This window comes from Ktedonobacter sp. SOSP1-85, from assembly GCF_016587415.1.
Lineage (GTDB): Bacteria > Chloroflexota > Ktedonobacteria > Ktedonobacterales > Ktedonobacteraceae > Ktedonobacter.
Genome location: NZ_BNJI01000001.1, coordinates 6,559,355 through 6,573,985 on the forward strand (window position 1 = coordinate 6,559,355; position 14,631 = coordinate 6,573,985).

Genomic DNA, 14,631 nt, shown 5'->3' on the forward strand with positions numbered 1-14,631 from the left:
TCGGATTACGACGTTTTTGCAACATGGAATATATTAATAATTGATATGTCATCTATCGAGCGATAAATTAGGCCATACCCGCTACCTTGCGGCTGGTGTATGAGGTTCGATCCTTATGACCCGGCTGGTTTCCTCAAGTCGTAGCCGGGTCATCCCAGAGTCAATTCTCAGACTGTATATCAGGGCTTCACTCCAGTAGACACCCCTGCGCATCTAGAAGTAGATAGCTCAAGCAAGATGTCTACTTCTAGATGTACAGCAACAAGTTGTGGCGTGAGACCCTGACAAGCGCATGGAAGTGATCTATACTACTTATCATTACCCACGAGCAGATAGGGCTTTTGAATCCATGGTTTCGTCGAAAGAGTGAGTCGTTGCGACCCGCTCTTTTTTTGCGGGTCGCGAAGCAGATGGGGATGCAAGAGCGCGTGTTTTTGCGGGAAAGGGAAGCGTGTGTGGAAGAAGAGCAGATGAGGGGCTGGTTGGGGGTGGAAACGTGGTTTCCAGTGAGAGGGAGGAGGGAAGAGAGAGGGAAGCGAGATGGGATGTTCGGGCGACGCAGCCCTTGCTTTGAGATGGGGACAGGAGGCAAAGCGTTCTGAGGAAAAATGGCAACTTGTTGCCAATGAGTGGAAATTGAAATGAGCTAAGGTGAGCGCAAAAAGCAGAGAGAAAACAGGTGTAGAAGAGGATGCTCCAGCGTTGTGCTTAACGCTAGCTATATGCATGTGGTGACATGGCTGATCGGTACTTTCTTTCGTAAATACATCTCTATCATATGCCAGAGATGCAGGTAGTGTTGCAAAAAATTTTGAGCTGAGAAAATGGATCGGGTACTTACGGCACAAGAATTATTTCCACGGAGAAAAAGTGCATGTTCTGCATCTTTTCCCAGCGAGATATGTTCGTGTGTACTTCAATTTGCTGAGTTTTAAATTTTTTGCAACACTACCGAACCAGCTAGGTATTCTTCCTGATCAACTGCTGCTAAGAGACTCCCGTGCCGCTTACCTGTCTGATTACCTGGACCCACTTGCGGCTCCGCGCTTTAGACAAAGGGATATGGATGCCTTGTGGCAAGTTTCCTGCCCATTGCAGGCGAACAAGCAGCCGATACCCAGATCCGCGTGATAGAGGTAGGCCCAGAACCGGCAAAAAGAATAGGTATAGATGAGGTAACACTCGATCCCCAAACCACAATATGTTGTGTGACAATTTATTCACCGACACAACATGTTGAGAATTCGGTCCCATTTGGTCTTGAATAACACTGGCTGATTGGGTATACTCGAAACAGCAATATATGAAAGGAGGTGAAGAAGAAGATGACACAAGGCAAAAATAAAAGCTCGCGCGATACGGCTGATCGGCGAGCTGGTCCACGTCAAGGGCCATATGTGAACAACGGGAAGCTCCCCCGCGCTCGCAACAATGATGGCACCTGGCGCAAGAAACGCTCCGACGCTGGAAAAAAGCGGAGCGCCTAAGTAGCTGAGACTACTCAAGAGAGGCTGCTCGATTTCCTAGATCGAGTAGCATCTTTTTTCTGCTTTCTCCATTATACACTATGTGAGGAAGGCCCAGGATACATGTAAAAATCTATCACTACGAGCGATTTTACATGTATCCTGGGCCTTCCTCTATATCAAGCTTAGCTGGATGCGTTTTCTCTCTTGTTTTTTTACAGCACATTCACACGTATTGTTCGCTACTTTGCAATTCGTAGCGTTTTACATATTACTGGATCTTGCACTCCCAAAATCTTCTCATCCGTGCGTCTATAAAGACAAATAAGCATGAAGACACACTCACCATAACGAAGTCATCATTAGGAGGGGACTGTGACTTCAAAGAACGATGACGCGGACGATATTCACACCACTATGGGTGATATTCATGCCAGCCACATTGATGCTGATAAGAGTATTTCTGGGGTTCAGGTAAGAACGGGGTTGCAAATCTGGTTATTGGGAGGCTTTAGGGTCTCCGTTCACTCACAGATGATTGCGGATCAAGTGTGGCAGTCGCAGCGCAAGGTCAGAGCCTTGCTCCAATTGCTGGCACTGAGCCCAGGACATCGCCGTCATAGTGAACAGGTGATGGAGGCGCTCTGGCCAGAAGCGGAGCATGGCAAGGCCATGAATAACTTGCATCGTATACTCTTTGATACCCGGCGAGTACTCGAGCCAGGTCTGACCAGTGGTGCAGAATCGGCCTATCTGCAATGGCAGGATGACCATTTGGTCCTGCGCTCCCCCGACCATCTCTGGGTAGATGCTACCACCTTCGAGGCTCGATGCAAGGAGGCGCGCAAGACCAAAGACCCTGCCCACTACACTGACGCACTCGCTCTCTATACAGATGATCTGCTTCCCCAGGACGTCTACGTAGACTGGATTGCCAGTCACCGTGATCGGCTTCGTTTGCTGCACCTGGATATGCTGAGAGAAATGGCACAATTGCACTTAGCACGCAGAGAAATTCTTTTAGCCATTCAAGTGCTTGAACGTCTGGTAGTACGTGACCCGTTTCAGGAAGATATGCAGCGGGAGCTGATGCGCCTGTATGCTGTGTCCGGCCAGCGCTACCAGGCCAGACGCAGCTATCAGCAGTTGAAGGAGGCTCTCGCGAAAGATGAATGGGCTCCTGATCCATTAACCACAACGCTCTATAACGATATTGGTACCGGACGCATAGCTCCAGACCCGAGTTTGGTGATAGACAGAAAAATCCCCATGCAGCAGCCTTCGCCTGCCATCGTGCTGGATAAGCAGCGTACCAATCTGTCCTCCCATGCAGCGCCTTTCATCGGGCGGCAAAAGGAGATCGAAGCAGTGGAGGTGCTGCTCTCAACCACCCGCCTGTTAACGCTGACCGGGCCTGGTGGCTGCGGCAAGACGCGCCTGGCCGAGCAGGTGGCTCAGACCTGCATGACCACCTATTCAGATGGGGTTTGGCTGGTTGCATTAGCCCCTGTGACAGATTCGCACCTAGTCCCGCAGGCTGTTGCGATTGCCCTGGGCATCCAGGAACACCCTGGGCAACCCCTCATCGAGACACTGGTCAATGAGCTCCAGAGCAAGCATATGCTGCTGCTGCTGGACAACTGTGAGCATCAGGTCCAAACCTGCGCCCAGTTGATCACAACCCTACTCGAAAGCTGCCCTCGGCTGACTGTGCTGGCGACCAGTCGCAGGCCCCTCAAGACTCTGAACGAAACTATTTGGCGCATTCCTCTGTTGAGCACGCCCGACCCCGAGCGGCTCCCTCCCCTAGAGGAGTTGCCGACTTATGATGCGATCCAGTTTTTCCTGGAGCGAGCTGGTGCCATGGGCCAGACCTTTCACCTGACCTCTCAGAATGCTCCGGCCATTGTCGCTATCTGTCATCGTCTCGATGGTATTGCCCTGGCAATCGAGCTGGCTGCCAGGCGGGTACAGGTCGCTTCAGTAGATCAGATTGCTGTGCGTCTGGATGATTGTTTTGCCGCACTAGCGCCCGCAAAAGGTGCGACGCTCTCGCCTCACCAGACGCTTCAGATGGCCATCGATTGGAGCCATAGTCTGCTCTCGCCCGCCGAGCAAGTCTTATTTCGACGCCTCTCTGTCTTTGCCGGAGGGTGGATGCTTGAGGAGGCCGAACAGGTCTGTGTCGAGAAGCCAGGTGGGCAACGCAAGGTACTGGGGTGGCTTTCAGAGCTGGTGGACGCAAGCATGGTGGAAACCTCGCCGTGCCAGAACTCGTCCAAACGCTATCGACTCCTGGAGGTGATAAGGCAGTATAGCGAAAAGAAATGTCGAGCGGCAGGAGAGTGGAAGGCCCTCTGCCTGCGTCATGCTGCCTGCTACCTTCAGTTAGCTGAGACCGCCGAGCCGGCGTTGTTCGGGACGGACCAGGAGACATGGCTCAATCGACTGGAGGCTGAGCACGAGAACCTGCTGGCCGCCCTGCGCCGAGCGAACGAGCGGAAGGCCGCTGCGTATGAAGTGCGGCTTGCCGGGGCGTTGTGGCGCTTTTGGCACCAACGGGGCTACCTCAGCGAGGGCCTCGATGTGCTCAAGCGCGCGCTGGCAGGGCAAAGCGAGGCCGGGTCCATCAGCGCTTCGGCCCGGGCCAAAGCATTGAATGGTGCTGGCATCCTTACCTACTTGCTCGGCGATGTTGACCAGGCAGTAGCCTTCTATGAGGAAGCGCTGACTCTCTACCGGGCGACTGGCGAGAAGCTATTCGCAGCTGCGGTCCTCAGTAACCTGGGGATGGTGGCGCACTACCAGGGTGAACACGAGCGCGCGCTAGCTCTCTACGGAGAAGCCTTAGCCCTCAGCCGGCAATCCGGTGATGACTGGAGAACCGCCACAGTCCTCAACAACCTGGGAATGCTCCTCAAAGATCAGGGCCGCTATCGAGAGGCAACCCCCCTGACCGAAGAGAGTCTGGCGCTCTTCCGCAAAGCTGGCGACCTGAACAATGCTGCCGGGATCCTCAATAACTTGGCGATTCTGCTGATGATGCAAGGTGAGTTCGCTCAGGCGACGGTCCTGTTTGAGGAGTCTGTGGCCCAGTTGCGACAGAAACACCATAAGATGGGCATCCTCGATGGTCTGCAAAACTTGGCCAGACTGGCGCAGCGGCAGGGGCAGTACGAACGCGCGAGGCAGGTCCTTCAGGAGACGCTCTCGCTCAGCCAGGAACTCAAGGATGAGTGGGGCCTGGCCGAGGAGCTGTATCTGCTGGGGCTCTGCGCCTATGGACAATCCAACTATCAGGAAGCGCAGGAGTGCTATCAGCAGAGCCTGAGATTGCAACGTAAGGTAGGGTGGAGGCAGGAAGAGGCAGCGGTGCTGATCGCTCTGGGAACGCTGCACGCAGTCCAAGAGCGCTTTCTGGAGGCCAGAACGCACTATGAGCAGGGGCTGCGACTCGGATATCAGGTGCATGACCGAGCGATCCAGGCCGAGGCGCTGGAGGGACTAGCTGCTCTCGCAGCAGCACAGGATAATCCACTACAGGCTGCTCGGCTCTTCGGGGCTGCTGCCGCATTGCGCGAGGAGACGGGGGCGATCCTGCCGCCCTGTAATCGATCCCGCTACGATCAGCACCTGGAGCGCGCGCAAGCCTGCATGGATGAAGTGAGCTGGGAGCACGTATGGCAGGCCGGGCAATCGCTCCTTCTCACGCAATTACTGCCAGATGTGCTTATGGAAGCGGATGATAAAGCCAGCCCTGATCCGGAAAAGCAGCAGGACCAGCAAGAAACTTGGGCGCCTGAAATACCACAGGAGTTGCCCTCAAAGGTCGCCACGTTGCCTGAACCTGGGTCCCTCAGCCCGCGTGAGCGCCAAGTGGCTAGCTTGTTGGCGCAAAGGCTGACCAATCGCGAGATCGCCGAGCGCCTCACCCTCTCTCCTCGCACGGTTGATACCCATGTGACCAACATTCTGGGGAAATTACGCCTGAAAACACGAGAGCAGGTCCGAACCTGGGCCATCGCACACGGGTTGATCGAACCGTAGCGTCCCTCATCTCCGTAGGGAGCGAAGTACGTATACGTACTTCGCTCCCTGCTGTTTCCGCTGTGAAAATTTCTCCGAAAAATGTGCTTCCTGGTAAGTCAGACCCAAGAAAAGCCAGCTATTCTTATACCAGAACAAAGAAACATTGTGAGGTCCTGGAGGGTGACATGTCCGGGCAGTACACATCTTTCTTGATCCGCTGCTGGCGACGAGAGGGAGGCAAACACCACATTAAAATCGAACACGTTCAGTCGGGAGAAGTGGCCCAACTCGATACACTAGCACATCTGATTACCTGGATTGAGGCCCGCTGGAACCCAGGATCCACAGATCTAATGATGATTCCAGATCTTGACCCAACGACTGAACAACAGATTCGATAAGGAAAATGTGGCTATTCTTGAATAGTCTATGTTTTCAAGAAGGTACATCTGAGCAGCTTTTAATGTTCTCGTGGTCATGGTGCTTTAGAGCTAGTTCACGAAAGTATTGGCACAAAAACGTACCAGTGTTCTTCGTGCAACTACAAAAAAACAGAAAAAACTGCTGGAGGATGGGCTATGGATCTGGGTAAAGCAGTCTTTGGCGGTGTACTATCTGCGGTTATAGGACACGAAGTTGGAGACCTAATGGATCGTTATACAGGCGATTCGAATTAAGCAAGAGAGGTGACTTATGGGTGCTACTGGGATTCTTAGAGGTTTGGTGGAAGTAGTAGTGGGTGTTGTTGAAGCAGATGGAGAGAAAATAGGTAAAGGAGTGGTGAGGACAGTAAAGTCCACGGTATCGACTGCAGTGAGCGCAGCAGTTGGAGAGATTATCGAAACCATCCACAACGATGATGATCATGATGATTAACGTAGCGATCTGTCTTCATGTAAATTTTAGAATTTAATGGCTCTCCTGCACTTTGTGTGATTCTGAACCGGTTGTGGCAAACAGCCAAAAGGGAAAGCCTGTTGCGCGCGTCTCACCATGACCCTGGCTTCTTTACATATGCTAGAGCTTTCACACAAAGTGCGGGAGAGGTATTAAATGGGTGAGCAAGTAAACAATACGGAATGCGAAGAGAAGCTGGTTGATACATGTTGGATAGAGGCTCAGGGTCTCCTGGAGAAGTAGGCGCTGAAGACGCTCAAAGAGTTGTGCATTTGAGTTTATCACTGCTATTAGAAAAATGACAAGATTCGTCGGAACAGGAGCAAATTGTTGATGATAACGGAAACAATTCGCGAAAAGCAAGCAAGCAGAGAGAACACAGCCAGGAAAATGCAGCATTTGCAGATCGTGAATGCTGCGTTCACCCAGAGGACCTCCGCTCCGCCGGAGTATCCAGGGGCGGGAAAATGTGCCGATTGTAGCTGTCCCAGTTTTTATGGCAGTGGTTACACATGTTCGAGAAGTGGCTGCAAACATCACTATGATCGCCATTGGTAGGGTTTGTCAATTTGTTGACAGGAACTTGTGGTGACATTGACATCCCTTGTCGGGTAATCTTGAGCCAGAAAAGAGGACATCGTCATGGATGAAGAATTACTGGAAGGTGCGTTTAAGTTCGGACGCTTTGTCGTTGGCGGGCTCTTGCGCATTGTTGGCAATGGCGTGAGCAATGGATCTGAGCATCTCGCTGATTTGGCAGCGAATACGATGGATACCTTTGAGATTCCCGGCAGCGGGTTGGTCAGAGATCATGCGCACGGACCCTTAAATGTGGTCGGTATGGGCCTCGATAAATTAGGCGAATTTATTATGGAAGAGCATGAGTAGAAGCGACCTCGGTGCAGGTTGGCTGTGCAGCCAACCTGCACCGAGGTCACAAAACAGGGGCGGAGCTTTTGCCACGCGACAAAAATTTAGGGTGATTGAGAACGGCAGGGAGAAATTATGGCTGATAAGGATTACGATACTATTCTACGTACTGCTGCTGCGGCTGCATCTGCGGCGGGACCGTTGGCTATCTCTCCGATCCCTGGTGCAGACACATTGGTAATTGCTGGTGTGTGGTCAACCATGATGATAGCCGTTGCTCGGAAAGCAGGCCAGGGTGTATTCAATGGAGAAGTATCCAAAAAGGTTGCCTTGAGCGTTATCGCCGGGGCGGGAGCTTATTGGACAGGCTCTAAGCTTTTTACCTGGATCTTGGCGAAAATTCCTGTCGTTGGCTGGGTGACTGGCAGTGGTATCAATGCGGGACTTAATGGGATTTTTACCCTCTGGATGGGATATGCTCTGATTGATCTTTTTGAAGGGCCGAATCTCAAGATTGAAGACATGGCAACGATTATTAAGCAGCTCACGGATGCAATGAAGCCACACGTAGGCTCTAGCAAGGTGAAACGAGTTGTGGGTTTCTTTCAGCGCATAGGAGAGAGTTTTCTATAAAACCGTACCAACGTAAAATTTGGCCAAATAGGGGTCATTACATTTTGTAAATGTGATTACTTGATGGCGTAGTTTTTTTGATAATTCTATGACGTATATCATAAACAGCTCTCTTCCATGAAGAGAGCTTAGATCAGCCGGCAAAGCTCTCTCCATCACTAAGGGAAGAAAAAGGCAATGCTGGTATTATGCCAGATAATTATCAAATTTTGCCGCCATCAAGTAATCACATTTACAATATGCACTCTGGCAACCACATGTGTTGTTCTGGTTAGATGAGGCAGTCCTGGCTGAGCAGCAGGAGGAGGCTGCTCATCTGATGAGCCTGGTTGCGGTGGATGCTTCTACGCAGGGCAAGTATGCCGAGGCGGAGCCCCTCTACCAGCGAGCATTGCGGATCTGGGAACAGAGCCTGGGTCCCGACCATCCTGATGTGGCACATCCTCTCAATAACCTGGCGATCCTGTATCAAGAGCAGGGCAAGTATGCCGAGGCGGAGCCCCTCTTCCAGCGAGCATTGCGGATCAGGGAACAGAGCCTGGGTCCCGACCATCCTGATGTGGCATATCCCCTCAATGGATTGGCGATCCTGTATCGAGAGCAGGGCAAGTATGCCAAGGCGGAGCCCCTCTACCAGCGAGCGTTGCGGATCAGGGAACAGAGCCTGGGTCCCGACCATCAGCTCACCCAAGAAACACGGAACAATTATGCCAACCTCCTACGAGCTATGGGATCGAGGTGAATACCCTGAGATCGGTTCCCAAATTGGCCGTTTAGGGAATAGAATTGATCTTGTTAACAAGGCCCTTCGCTACGGAAGCCACTATTTATGAATAGTGGCTTCCGTAGCGAAGGACTATCTATACAGGGTTTCAGGCCACTTGCGGCCTGTGCTCATGTAGAATGAGACTCCCTCCTAAACTGGCGCTCAGGCAGAGAGGAAGAATCCCACTCTACATGAGCAAAAAACACTTTGGCCAGAGATCCTGCTAAGACGTCACACATTGGTATGAAGTGCTAGACAAGCAAGCTCAAAGCGAGTATACTCAACCTTAGAAAAACTCACGGCATAATAGTAGTTATGTGGTGAGTTTGAAGAAAGTGGTCACGGGCCTTATCTTCATAGTGAGCGTGAGGGTGGCCCGATCGTTATCACCTACTCACACAATCAGCGCCAAAAACTCACGGCATAACTTTTTTGCGAGAGAGACCCTGGCTGAGACGTGGTAATGAGGTCATCCTTTTCTTGACGGAAACGGTCACCAGGAACAGCGCAGCCATTAGCAAGAGCAAGAAGCCACACGAGCATCTCGCTGCTAGTCATCGCTTGAAGCAGAAGCACTCCAAAATCTCCTGCAAAGCAGGTGAGCGTTCGCCAGAGAGAATGTTAGGGAGATAAGCTCGTGATTCCTTTTTTGAAAAGCGAGGGAACCATCATATGAGCACACCAAGAGCACACTACTGGTTGCTGGTGGGCTTGGTCAGTGACGGGGCTAAAGCCGCCATTGAGGAACGTGGTGGGATTGTCCGCCAGGTGAACGAGAAGCCCCGACTGTTGATCGTCGGACTCGCCTATGACCTAGCGGGAAAATGGGTCTGGAATGAGAGGGAGCGCCAACTGTGCACAAGCATCGAATTTTGGAACTCGTGGGAGCTCAAAGAAACCAGTACTGGTCTTCACCTCCGATACGGCAACACGAACGCACTCATGGCTAATTTAGATTGTAGCGCGGAGGAGAACTACATCCTTCTCCCAGATGAGGACTACGATACAACTACGAACACGGTGAAAAAAGCTGAGCAGAAGACAATGCAGGATGATGGGTTCTTCACCATCGGAGAATTTCCCTTTGTGGGAGACGAGCAAAAGTGATACTCGTGTCACCCACGCCGCGGTCTCTTGTGACCACATCAGTTGTGTCTAAGCTCACACAGCAGCAGCCTCCGCAATGAAAGGAAACCAGGAATGGCAGAGAACTTATCCGTAATTCGCCCTTTTCCCGGCCAGGATGCTCACCACTGGATCACCGCCTACCAGCAGGAGGTGCTGGCCAGTCGCGATCCCTCGACGATCGATGCCTACACCCGCATTCTGCGCAAGTACGTGGCCTGGCTTGCCCAACGTCCAGGCAACTATGCGCAGTTCCACCCGCAGGAGATCACCCGGACCTCCATTGAGTTTTTTCTAGCCACGCTGTCCAGCTCCAGCGCGAAAAAGCAGGCCAAAGCGGCCCTCTCTGGCTTCTGCACCTGGTTACAAGAAGAGAAGCAGTTGCTTGACCGCAATCCCACGCGCCATATCGCCATTCCTGTGCAGGCGCTGCTTGCGCCACGCGAGTTATCCGACGATCAGCGCTATGTCCTGGCCAATCTCATCGAGCGCGAGGCCGATCTGCGAGGACGGGCCGTCTTCGCATTAGGGTACTGGTCAGGCTGCCGGGTCAGTGATGTGTCCTGGCTTCTGCTCAACCAGGTGCATGTGACCGGGAAGGCAGGGGTCATCACAGTTGGGCATAAAGGCGGTAAGATACGTACTATCGATTTGACCAACGGTGCTCGTCGCCCCCTCCATGAATACCTGGAGCAGGGGATGCGTAAAGCGAGTGCCTATGTCTTTACCAGCCAGCGTGCGAAGAAACGCCTTGGAACTGGAGAGGTTGACGGCTGGCGCTGGAGCGAGGACGGCATCCATCAGTGGTGGCAGCAACTCAAATCCTTGGCACGCGCGGCCGAGTACGAACTCATCGCCGATGTCACCTTTCATGATTTGCGCTATGACTTTGCCCATCGCGCCCGTGCGGCCGGGTGGTCGCTCGAAGAGATAACCTACTACCTGGGCCACGTGACAAAAAGCGGGACCCCTGCCATCGCGACCACTATTCGTTATGTCCAGGTGAGCCGCGACCAGGTGAAGAAGAAGCTCAAAGATATCAAAGGATAGCGCACGAAGGAGCATATGATATAAGAAGGCGAGAAACATGGGGAAGAGACCACATATGAAGCCAACCTATGAGGTGCGCCTGTTTGGATCCACTACTGATGAGCAATCCTTTGCCACGATCCCCATGGTCGCAACGATGCCACTGGGCGCTCTGGCGTTCGCTTTGGTTGCAATTGGGCAGACACAGGCAGACCGCGCAGAAGTGGGCCTGGATAACGAGCGCTGGGTGTACTACAACGTGCGCGTTGAGGGGACCACACTCCACTATGATCGCGAGATCTAGTAACCTGGTGGCATGGTGAAAACTTAGCCATATATTGGCAGTTCGGGCCAATTCATACTTCACAAGCGTATCGGCATATTATGATTCACAGACCATTTTGAGTCGTGGCTGTTGTACAAAAGCAGTCCTGGCCTGGTCCGAACGCACATGAGATAAAACGATTCTCAAGATCAGTATGCACGTCCTGATGCACCCGTTTGCCTCTTCGGTGGACAGTTCTGCTGCCACAATATGGCTCACAGAGCCATTCGAGTCGATATGGGATTACGGCCCTATCGAACCGGATCTGTCATTGCCGATGAGAAAAGAAAGCTGGACCATATGATAGTCCTCTTTTCTTGCCAGAAAGGGTGCTGTAGGAGAGAATACGTCAGGGAAATTTGTTGAGAATAGGAATACCAAACATTCTATGAAGCCATCCCCCGTTCCCTTCCAGACCCTGCTTGCCAGGCTGGCAGATCCGGACAGCCTGGTGCGCCGGCAAACAATCATCAGCATCATGCGTCGCCGCAACGAGCGAGGGCAAGCCTTTGCCTCCTTGCTTGCACTGCTCAACGATCCTGAGTATCAGGTGTGCAAAGCCGCCATCCAGGCTTTGAGCGATCTGGGTGATTCGCGAGCGATTCCCGCGCTGATACCGCTGCTGACCCACCATGTTTCCCGTCTCCGCTTGCGCGCGCTCTACGCGCTGGCGCGGTTGGATCGCAAGCAAGCTCTTCCTCACCTGATCACCGCCCTCCACGACCAGACCCGATCCGTCCGTGAGGAAGTCGCCAGAATCCTGGGGAGAGTGGGTGATGCCCGCGCTATCAATCCCCTGATCGCCGCACTAGATGATGCGGATTGGCATGTTCGTGCAGCGGTGGCCAATACCCTGGGTAGGTTGGGTGATGTCCACGCCGTTGATGCCTTGATTACCGTGCTCGGCGATGAGAAAGAATCGGTCCGTTTAGAGGTAGTAAGAGCCCTGGGGGCGTTGAAAGATGCTCGCGCGGTTGGTCCTCTCATCGCCGCACTAGATGATGCGGATTGGCATGTTCGTAAGGTGGCGGCCACGGCACTGGGTAGGTTAGACGATGTCCGAGCCGTTGATCCCCTGATCACCGAACTGGGCGATGTGGTGATGGCGGTCCGTGTGGAGGCAGCCATATCCCTGAGTATGTTGGGCGATGCTCGGGCTATTGATCCTCTGATTGCCTTGCTCGGCGATGCGGAGAAGTGGATTCGTAAGACGGCAGTGATAGCACTGGGCATCTTGGGCGACCCCCGTGCTGTCGATCCTCTGATCGCCGTGCTAGACGATGCTGATGCTGACATCCGTGCGGTGGTCGCGAGAGCTCTGAGTATGTTGGGCGATGCTCGCACGGTATGAATGGACCGGAATACAACACGAGGGTTTCGCGTTGCATTCCGGTCCATTCATACGGAAAGCGGCCATATGTGGCGTTTTCCTGAAAGCGCTTGCGAGCTGCGCGAGAGACCAGCCAGGCTCAAATCCATGAACCATTTGATGGCCTGTGCAGCTGGTAAGAGGGCATGCATCGAAGGTGCACCACCCCGGATGAAAGTCATCTATTCTGAGACTTCCAGAAGAAATGCCCTGGAAAGTGGCTCATGGCCAGGTTTGGTGAATCATGAGGTTATCGGAAGAAAAGCCTCTGCTCTCTGCAGCGTAAACTAATGAGTTTTAGTCTCTTTTATTGAAGGGCTTTCACCAAAGTTGGCCATGAGCCGGAAAGTGAGCAGATTTTTTCCTCTGGGTGGGCAATTTGCCCCCAATCTTGAGCAGCACAACCATGCAATGCCAGAGACCCCGCCTCAGGAGCGGATCATAGTTCCTGATGGTTGTAAATTCACTTTGAAACATTCAGATCAATCTGGCCTTTCGCTCGCATTTCCACAACCATCTCATTGCTCAGTATCTCTATCGTTGTAAAAACAATCAGTTTCATACTGGGATTTAATGGTAAATTGGGTCAAACTTCGATACCAGGCGACACCAACTTAGAAAGAGGATCTATAACCTCTTGACTTAGAGCACTCTAAGTATTTTATACTAGAGCCATGTCACGTGATATTACTACTGCAACAGAACCAGAAGCAACTTTAACCATTCAGCAAATGGCCGCCCGAAGCGGCATGAGCGAATATACGCTGCGCTACTATGAGAAGATCGGGCTCATCCAACCGATTCCACGCAATGAGAGCAGCGGTCATCGACGCTATAGTGCGGAGACAGTACAGGTCGTGGAGACACTTGCCTGTCTGCGTGCCAGTGGCCTTTCCCTCGACGATATGCGGCGGTATCTACGGTTACGAGAATATGGTCGTGAAGCGGCCGCAGAGCAAAAAGCGCTGTTCCAGACACACGCCGAAAAAGTGGCGGAAGAGATCCGCCAACTTGAAATACGGCAACGTTTTCTGGATGGTAAGGTGGCATACTGGGATGCACAGATGAAAGGCGATACGGAATTGTCAGCGCAGATCGCTGCTCGCAATCGGGAAATCGCCAAAGAGTTGAAGTAACACATTGCAAAGAAGGTTTTATGACGAAAACATGGTTTATTACTGGGACCTCGAAGGGGTTCGGACGTATCTGGGCCGAGGCGGCACTCGAACGCGGCGATATGGTCGCGGCAACCGCGCGTAACGTGGAGGGACTGCAAGATCTCAACGAAAAATATGGCAAGAACGTTCTGACGCTGGCTCTGGATGTGACCGAGAAAGCTGCCGTGGAGAGGACGGTAAAACGGGCACACGATCACTTTGGTCGTCTCGATGTCATTATCAATAATGCGGGCTATGGTCTGTTTGGCGCAGTAGAAGAGATCAGCGAGCAGGAGGCGCGTGACCAGTTAGAGACGAACCTGTTTGGCACATTGTGGGTGACGCAGGCGGCGCTCCCGTACTTGCGCGAGCAGGGCAGCGGACACATCATCCAGGTTTCCAGTATTGGTGGAGTCAATGCCTTCGCCAATATCGGCATGTACCACGCGAGCAAATGGGGGCTTGAAGGGTTTAGCCAGGCGCTCAACCAGGAAGTGCAGCCGCTGGGTATCAAGGTGACTCTGATCGAGCCAATTGGCTATGCCACGGACTGGGCTGGCCCTTCCGCCAAGTTTGCCCGAGAACTGCAGGCCTATGAACATGTACGGGAAGCCAATCGTGCTCGCAGAGGGACATCCCTTCGCGGCAATCCAGAGGCCACCGGGCAGGTCGTGCTGAAACTGGTCGATATGGAGCAGCCTCCACTACGGATCTTCTTCGGGAGGGGCGCACATGACATGGTCCATGCTGAGTATGAGAAGCGCCTGACTGAGTGGGATACGTTTAAAGATCTCAGCGAAGAAGCTCATGGCGAATAAGGGCGGTTCGACGCGTCAAGTCAGCAAAAGACTGTTTCGCTGACGCGCGCTCTCACTGTAAATCCCAGCATGAAACTGGTTGCTTTTACAAGGAGTATCCTGATGGGCAAGCTACCTCCGAATAGCTTGCCCATCAGGATACTTGTC

The 14,631-nt window shown here is 52.8% G+C and carries 13 protein-coding genes; all 13 read left to right on the top strand.

Going from position 1 to position 14,631, the window contains the following annotated elements; all coding sequences use genetic code 11:
• Nucleotides 1–1,325: 1,325 nt before the first annotated feature.
• The 13 genes from KTE_RS27700 (at nucleotide 1,326) to KTE_RS27760 (ending at nucleotide 14,484) form a co-directional block, all read left to right on the top strand.
• Nucleotides 1,326–1,487 (top strand): hypothetical protein, encoded by a 162-nt coding sequence (locus tag KTE_RS27700; protein WP_201386721.1) that lies wholly within the window; start codon nucleotides 1,326–1,328, stop codon nucleotides 1,485–1,487.
• Between the two features lie 354 nt (nucleotides 1,488–1,841).
• Nucleotides 1,842–5,513 (top strand): tetratricopeptide repeat protein, encoded by a 3,672-nt coding sequence (locus KTE_RS27705; RefSeq protein ID WP_201386723.1) that lies wholly within the window; start codon nucleotides 1,842–1,844, stop codon nucleotides 5,511–5,513.
• 167 nt (nucleotides 5,514–5,680) lie between these two features.
• On the top strand, nucleotides 5,681–5,896 hold the full coding sequence (locus KTE_RS27710; protein WP_201386725.1) for a hypothetical protein: 216 nt from the start codon (nucleotides 5,681–5,683) through the stop codon (nucleotides 5,894–5,896).
• A gap of 292 nt (nucleotides 5,897–6,188) precedes the next feature.
• Entirely contained in the window at nucleotides 6,189–6,371 is a 183-nt protein-coding gene (locus tag KTE_RS27715; protein ID WP_201386729.1) for a hypothetical protein, read from the top strand.
• Nucleotides 6,372–7,034: 663 nt separating this feature from the next.
• The gene (locus KTE_RS27720) at nucleotides 7,035–7,280 is read left to right on the top strand and encodes a hypothetical protein (protein WP_201386731.1); all 246 of its coding nucleotides are present in this window, start codon (nucleotides 7,035–7,037) and stop codon (nucleotides 7,278–7,280) included.
• Nucleotides 7,281–7,397: 117 nt separating this feature from the next.
• A complete protein-coding gene (locus KTE_RS27725) occupies nucleotides 7,398–7,895 on the top strand; it encodes a hypothetical protein (RefSeq protein ID WP_201386732.1) in 498 nt (165 codons plus the stop codon).
• A 259-nt stretch (nucleotides 7,896–8,154) separates the two neighbouring features.
• Complete coding sequence (locus KTE_RS27730) at nucleotides 8,155–8,637, top strand: tetratricopeptide repeat protein (protein ID WP_236600615.1); 483 nt, start codon at nucleotides 8,155–8,157, stop codon at nucleotides 8,635–8,637.
• Nucleotides 8,638–9,333: 696 nt separating this feature from the next.
• Nucleotides 9,334–9,768, top strand: coding sequence for a hypothetical protein (locus KTE_RS27735; protein ID WP_201386733.1), 435 nt, complete (start codon nucleotides 9,334–9,336; stop codon nucleotides 9,766–9,768).
• A 93-nt stretch (nucleotides 9,769–9,861) separates the two neighbouring features.
• Complete coding sequence (locus tag KTE_RS27740) at nucleotides 9,862–10,836, top strand: tyrosine-type recombinase/integrase (protein WP_236600616.1); 975 nt, start codon at nucleotides 9,862–9,864, stop codon at nucleotides 10,834–10,836.
• A 55-nt stretch (nucleotides 10,837–10,891) separates the two neighbouring features.
• Nucleotides 10,892–11,119, top strand: coding sequence for a hypothetical protein (locus KTE_RS27745; protein ID WP_201386734.1), 228 nt, complete (start codon nucleotides 10,892–10,894; stop codon nucleotides 11,117–11,119).
• A 409-nt stretch (nucleotides 11,120–11,528) separates the two neighbouring features.
• Complete coding sequence (locus tag KTE_RS27750) at nucleotides 11,529–12,491, top strand: HEAT repeat domain-containing protein (RefSeq protein WP_201386735.1); 963 nt, start codon at nucleotides 11,529–11,531, stop codon at nucleotides 12,489–12,491.
• Between the two features lie 692 nt (nucleotides 12,492–13,183).
• Nucleotides 13,184–13,645 carry a MerR family transcriptional regulator gene (locus KTE_RS27755; RefSeq protein ID WP_201386736.1) on the top strand — a complete coding sequence of 154 codons (462 nt, stop codon included), beginning with the start codon at nucleotides 13,184–13,186 and terminating at the stop codon, nucleotides 13,643–13,645.
• A gap of 20 nt (nucleotides 13,646–13,665) precedes the next feature.
• The gene (locus KTE_RS27760; protein ID WP_201386737.1) at nucleotides 13,666–14,484 is read left to right on the top strand and encodes an SDR family oxidoreductase; all 819 of its coding nucleotides are present in this window, start codon (nucleotides 13,666–13,668) and stop codon (nucleotides 14,482–14,484) included.
• Nucleotides 14,485–14,631: the final 147 nt, after the last annotated feature.

What these genes read in the sequence shown, in the direction of transcription:
- KTE_RS27700 (WP_201386721.1), top strand. Translation starts at nt 1,326, where the DNA reads ATGACACAAGGCAAAAATAAAAGCTCGCGCGATACGGCTGATCGGCGA.
- KTE_RS27710 (WP_201386725.1), top strand. Translation starts at nt 5,681, where the DNA reads ATGTCCGGGCAGTACACATCTTTCTTGATCCGCTGCTGGCGACGAGAG.
- KTE_RS27715 (WP_201386729.1), top strand. Translation starts at nt 6,189, where the DNA reads ATGGGTGCTACTGGGATTCTTAGAGGTTTGGTGGAAGTAGTAGTGGGT.
- KTE_RS27720 (WP_201386731.1), top strand. Translation starts at nt 7,035, where the DNA reads ATGGATGAAGAATTACTGGAAGGTGCGTTTAAGTTCGGACGCTTTGTC.
- KTE_RS27725 (WP_201386732.1), top strand. Translation starts at nt 7,398, where the DNA reads ATGGCTGATAAGGATTACGATACTATTCTACGTACTGCTGCTGCGGCT.
- KTE_RS27735 (WP_201386733.1), top strand. Translation starts at nt 9,334, where the DNA reads ATGAGCACACCAAGAGCACACTACTGGTTGCTGGTGGGCTTGGTCAGT.
- KTE_RS27740 (WP_236600616.1), top strand. Translation starts at nt 9,862, where the DNA reads ATGGCAGAGAACTTATCCGTAATTCGCCCTTTTCCCGGCCAGGATGCT.
- KTE_RS27745 (WP_201386734.1), top strand. Translation starts at nt 10,892, where the DNA reads ATGAAGCCAACCTATGAGGTGCGCCTGTTTGGATCCACTACTGATGAG.
- KTE_RS27750 (WP_201386735.1), top strand. Translation starts at nt 11,529, where the DNA reads ATGAAGCCATCCCCCGTTCCCTTCCAGACCCTGCTTGCCAGGCTGGCA.
- KTE_RS27755 (WP_201386736.1), top strand. Translation starts at nt 13,184, where the DNA reads ATGTCACGTGATATTACTACTGCAACAGAACCAGAAGCAACTTTAACC.
- KTE_RS27760 (WP_201386737.1), top strand. Translation starts at nt 13,666, where the DNA reads ATGACGAAAACATGGTTTATTACTGGGACCTCGAAGGGGTTCGGACGT.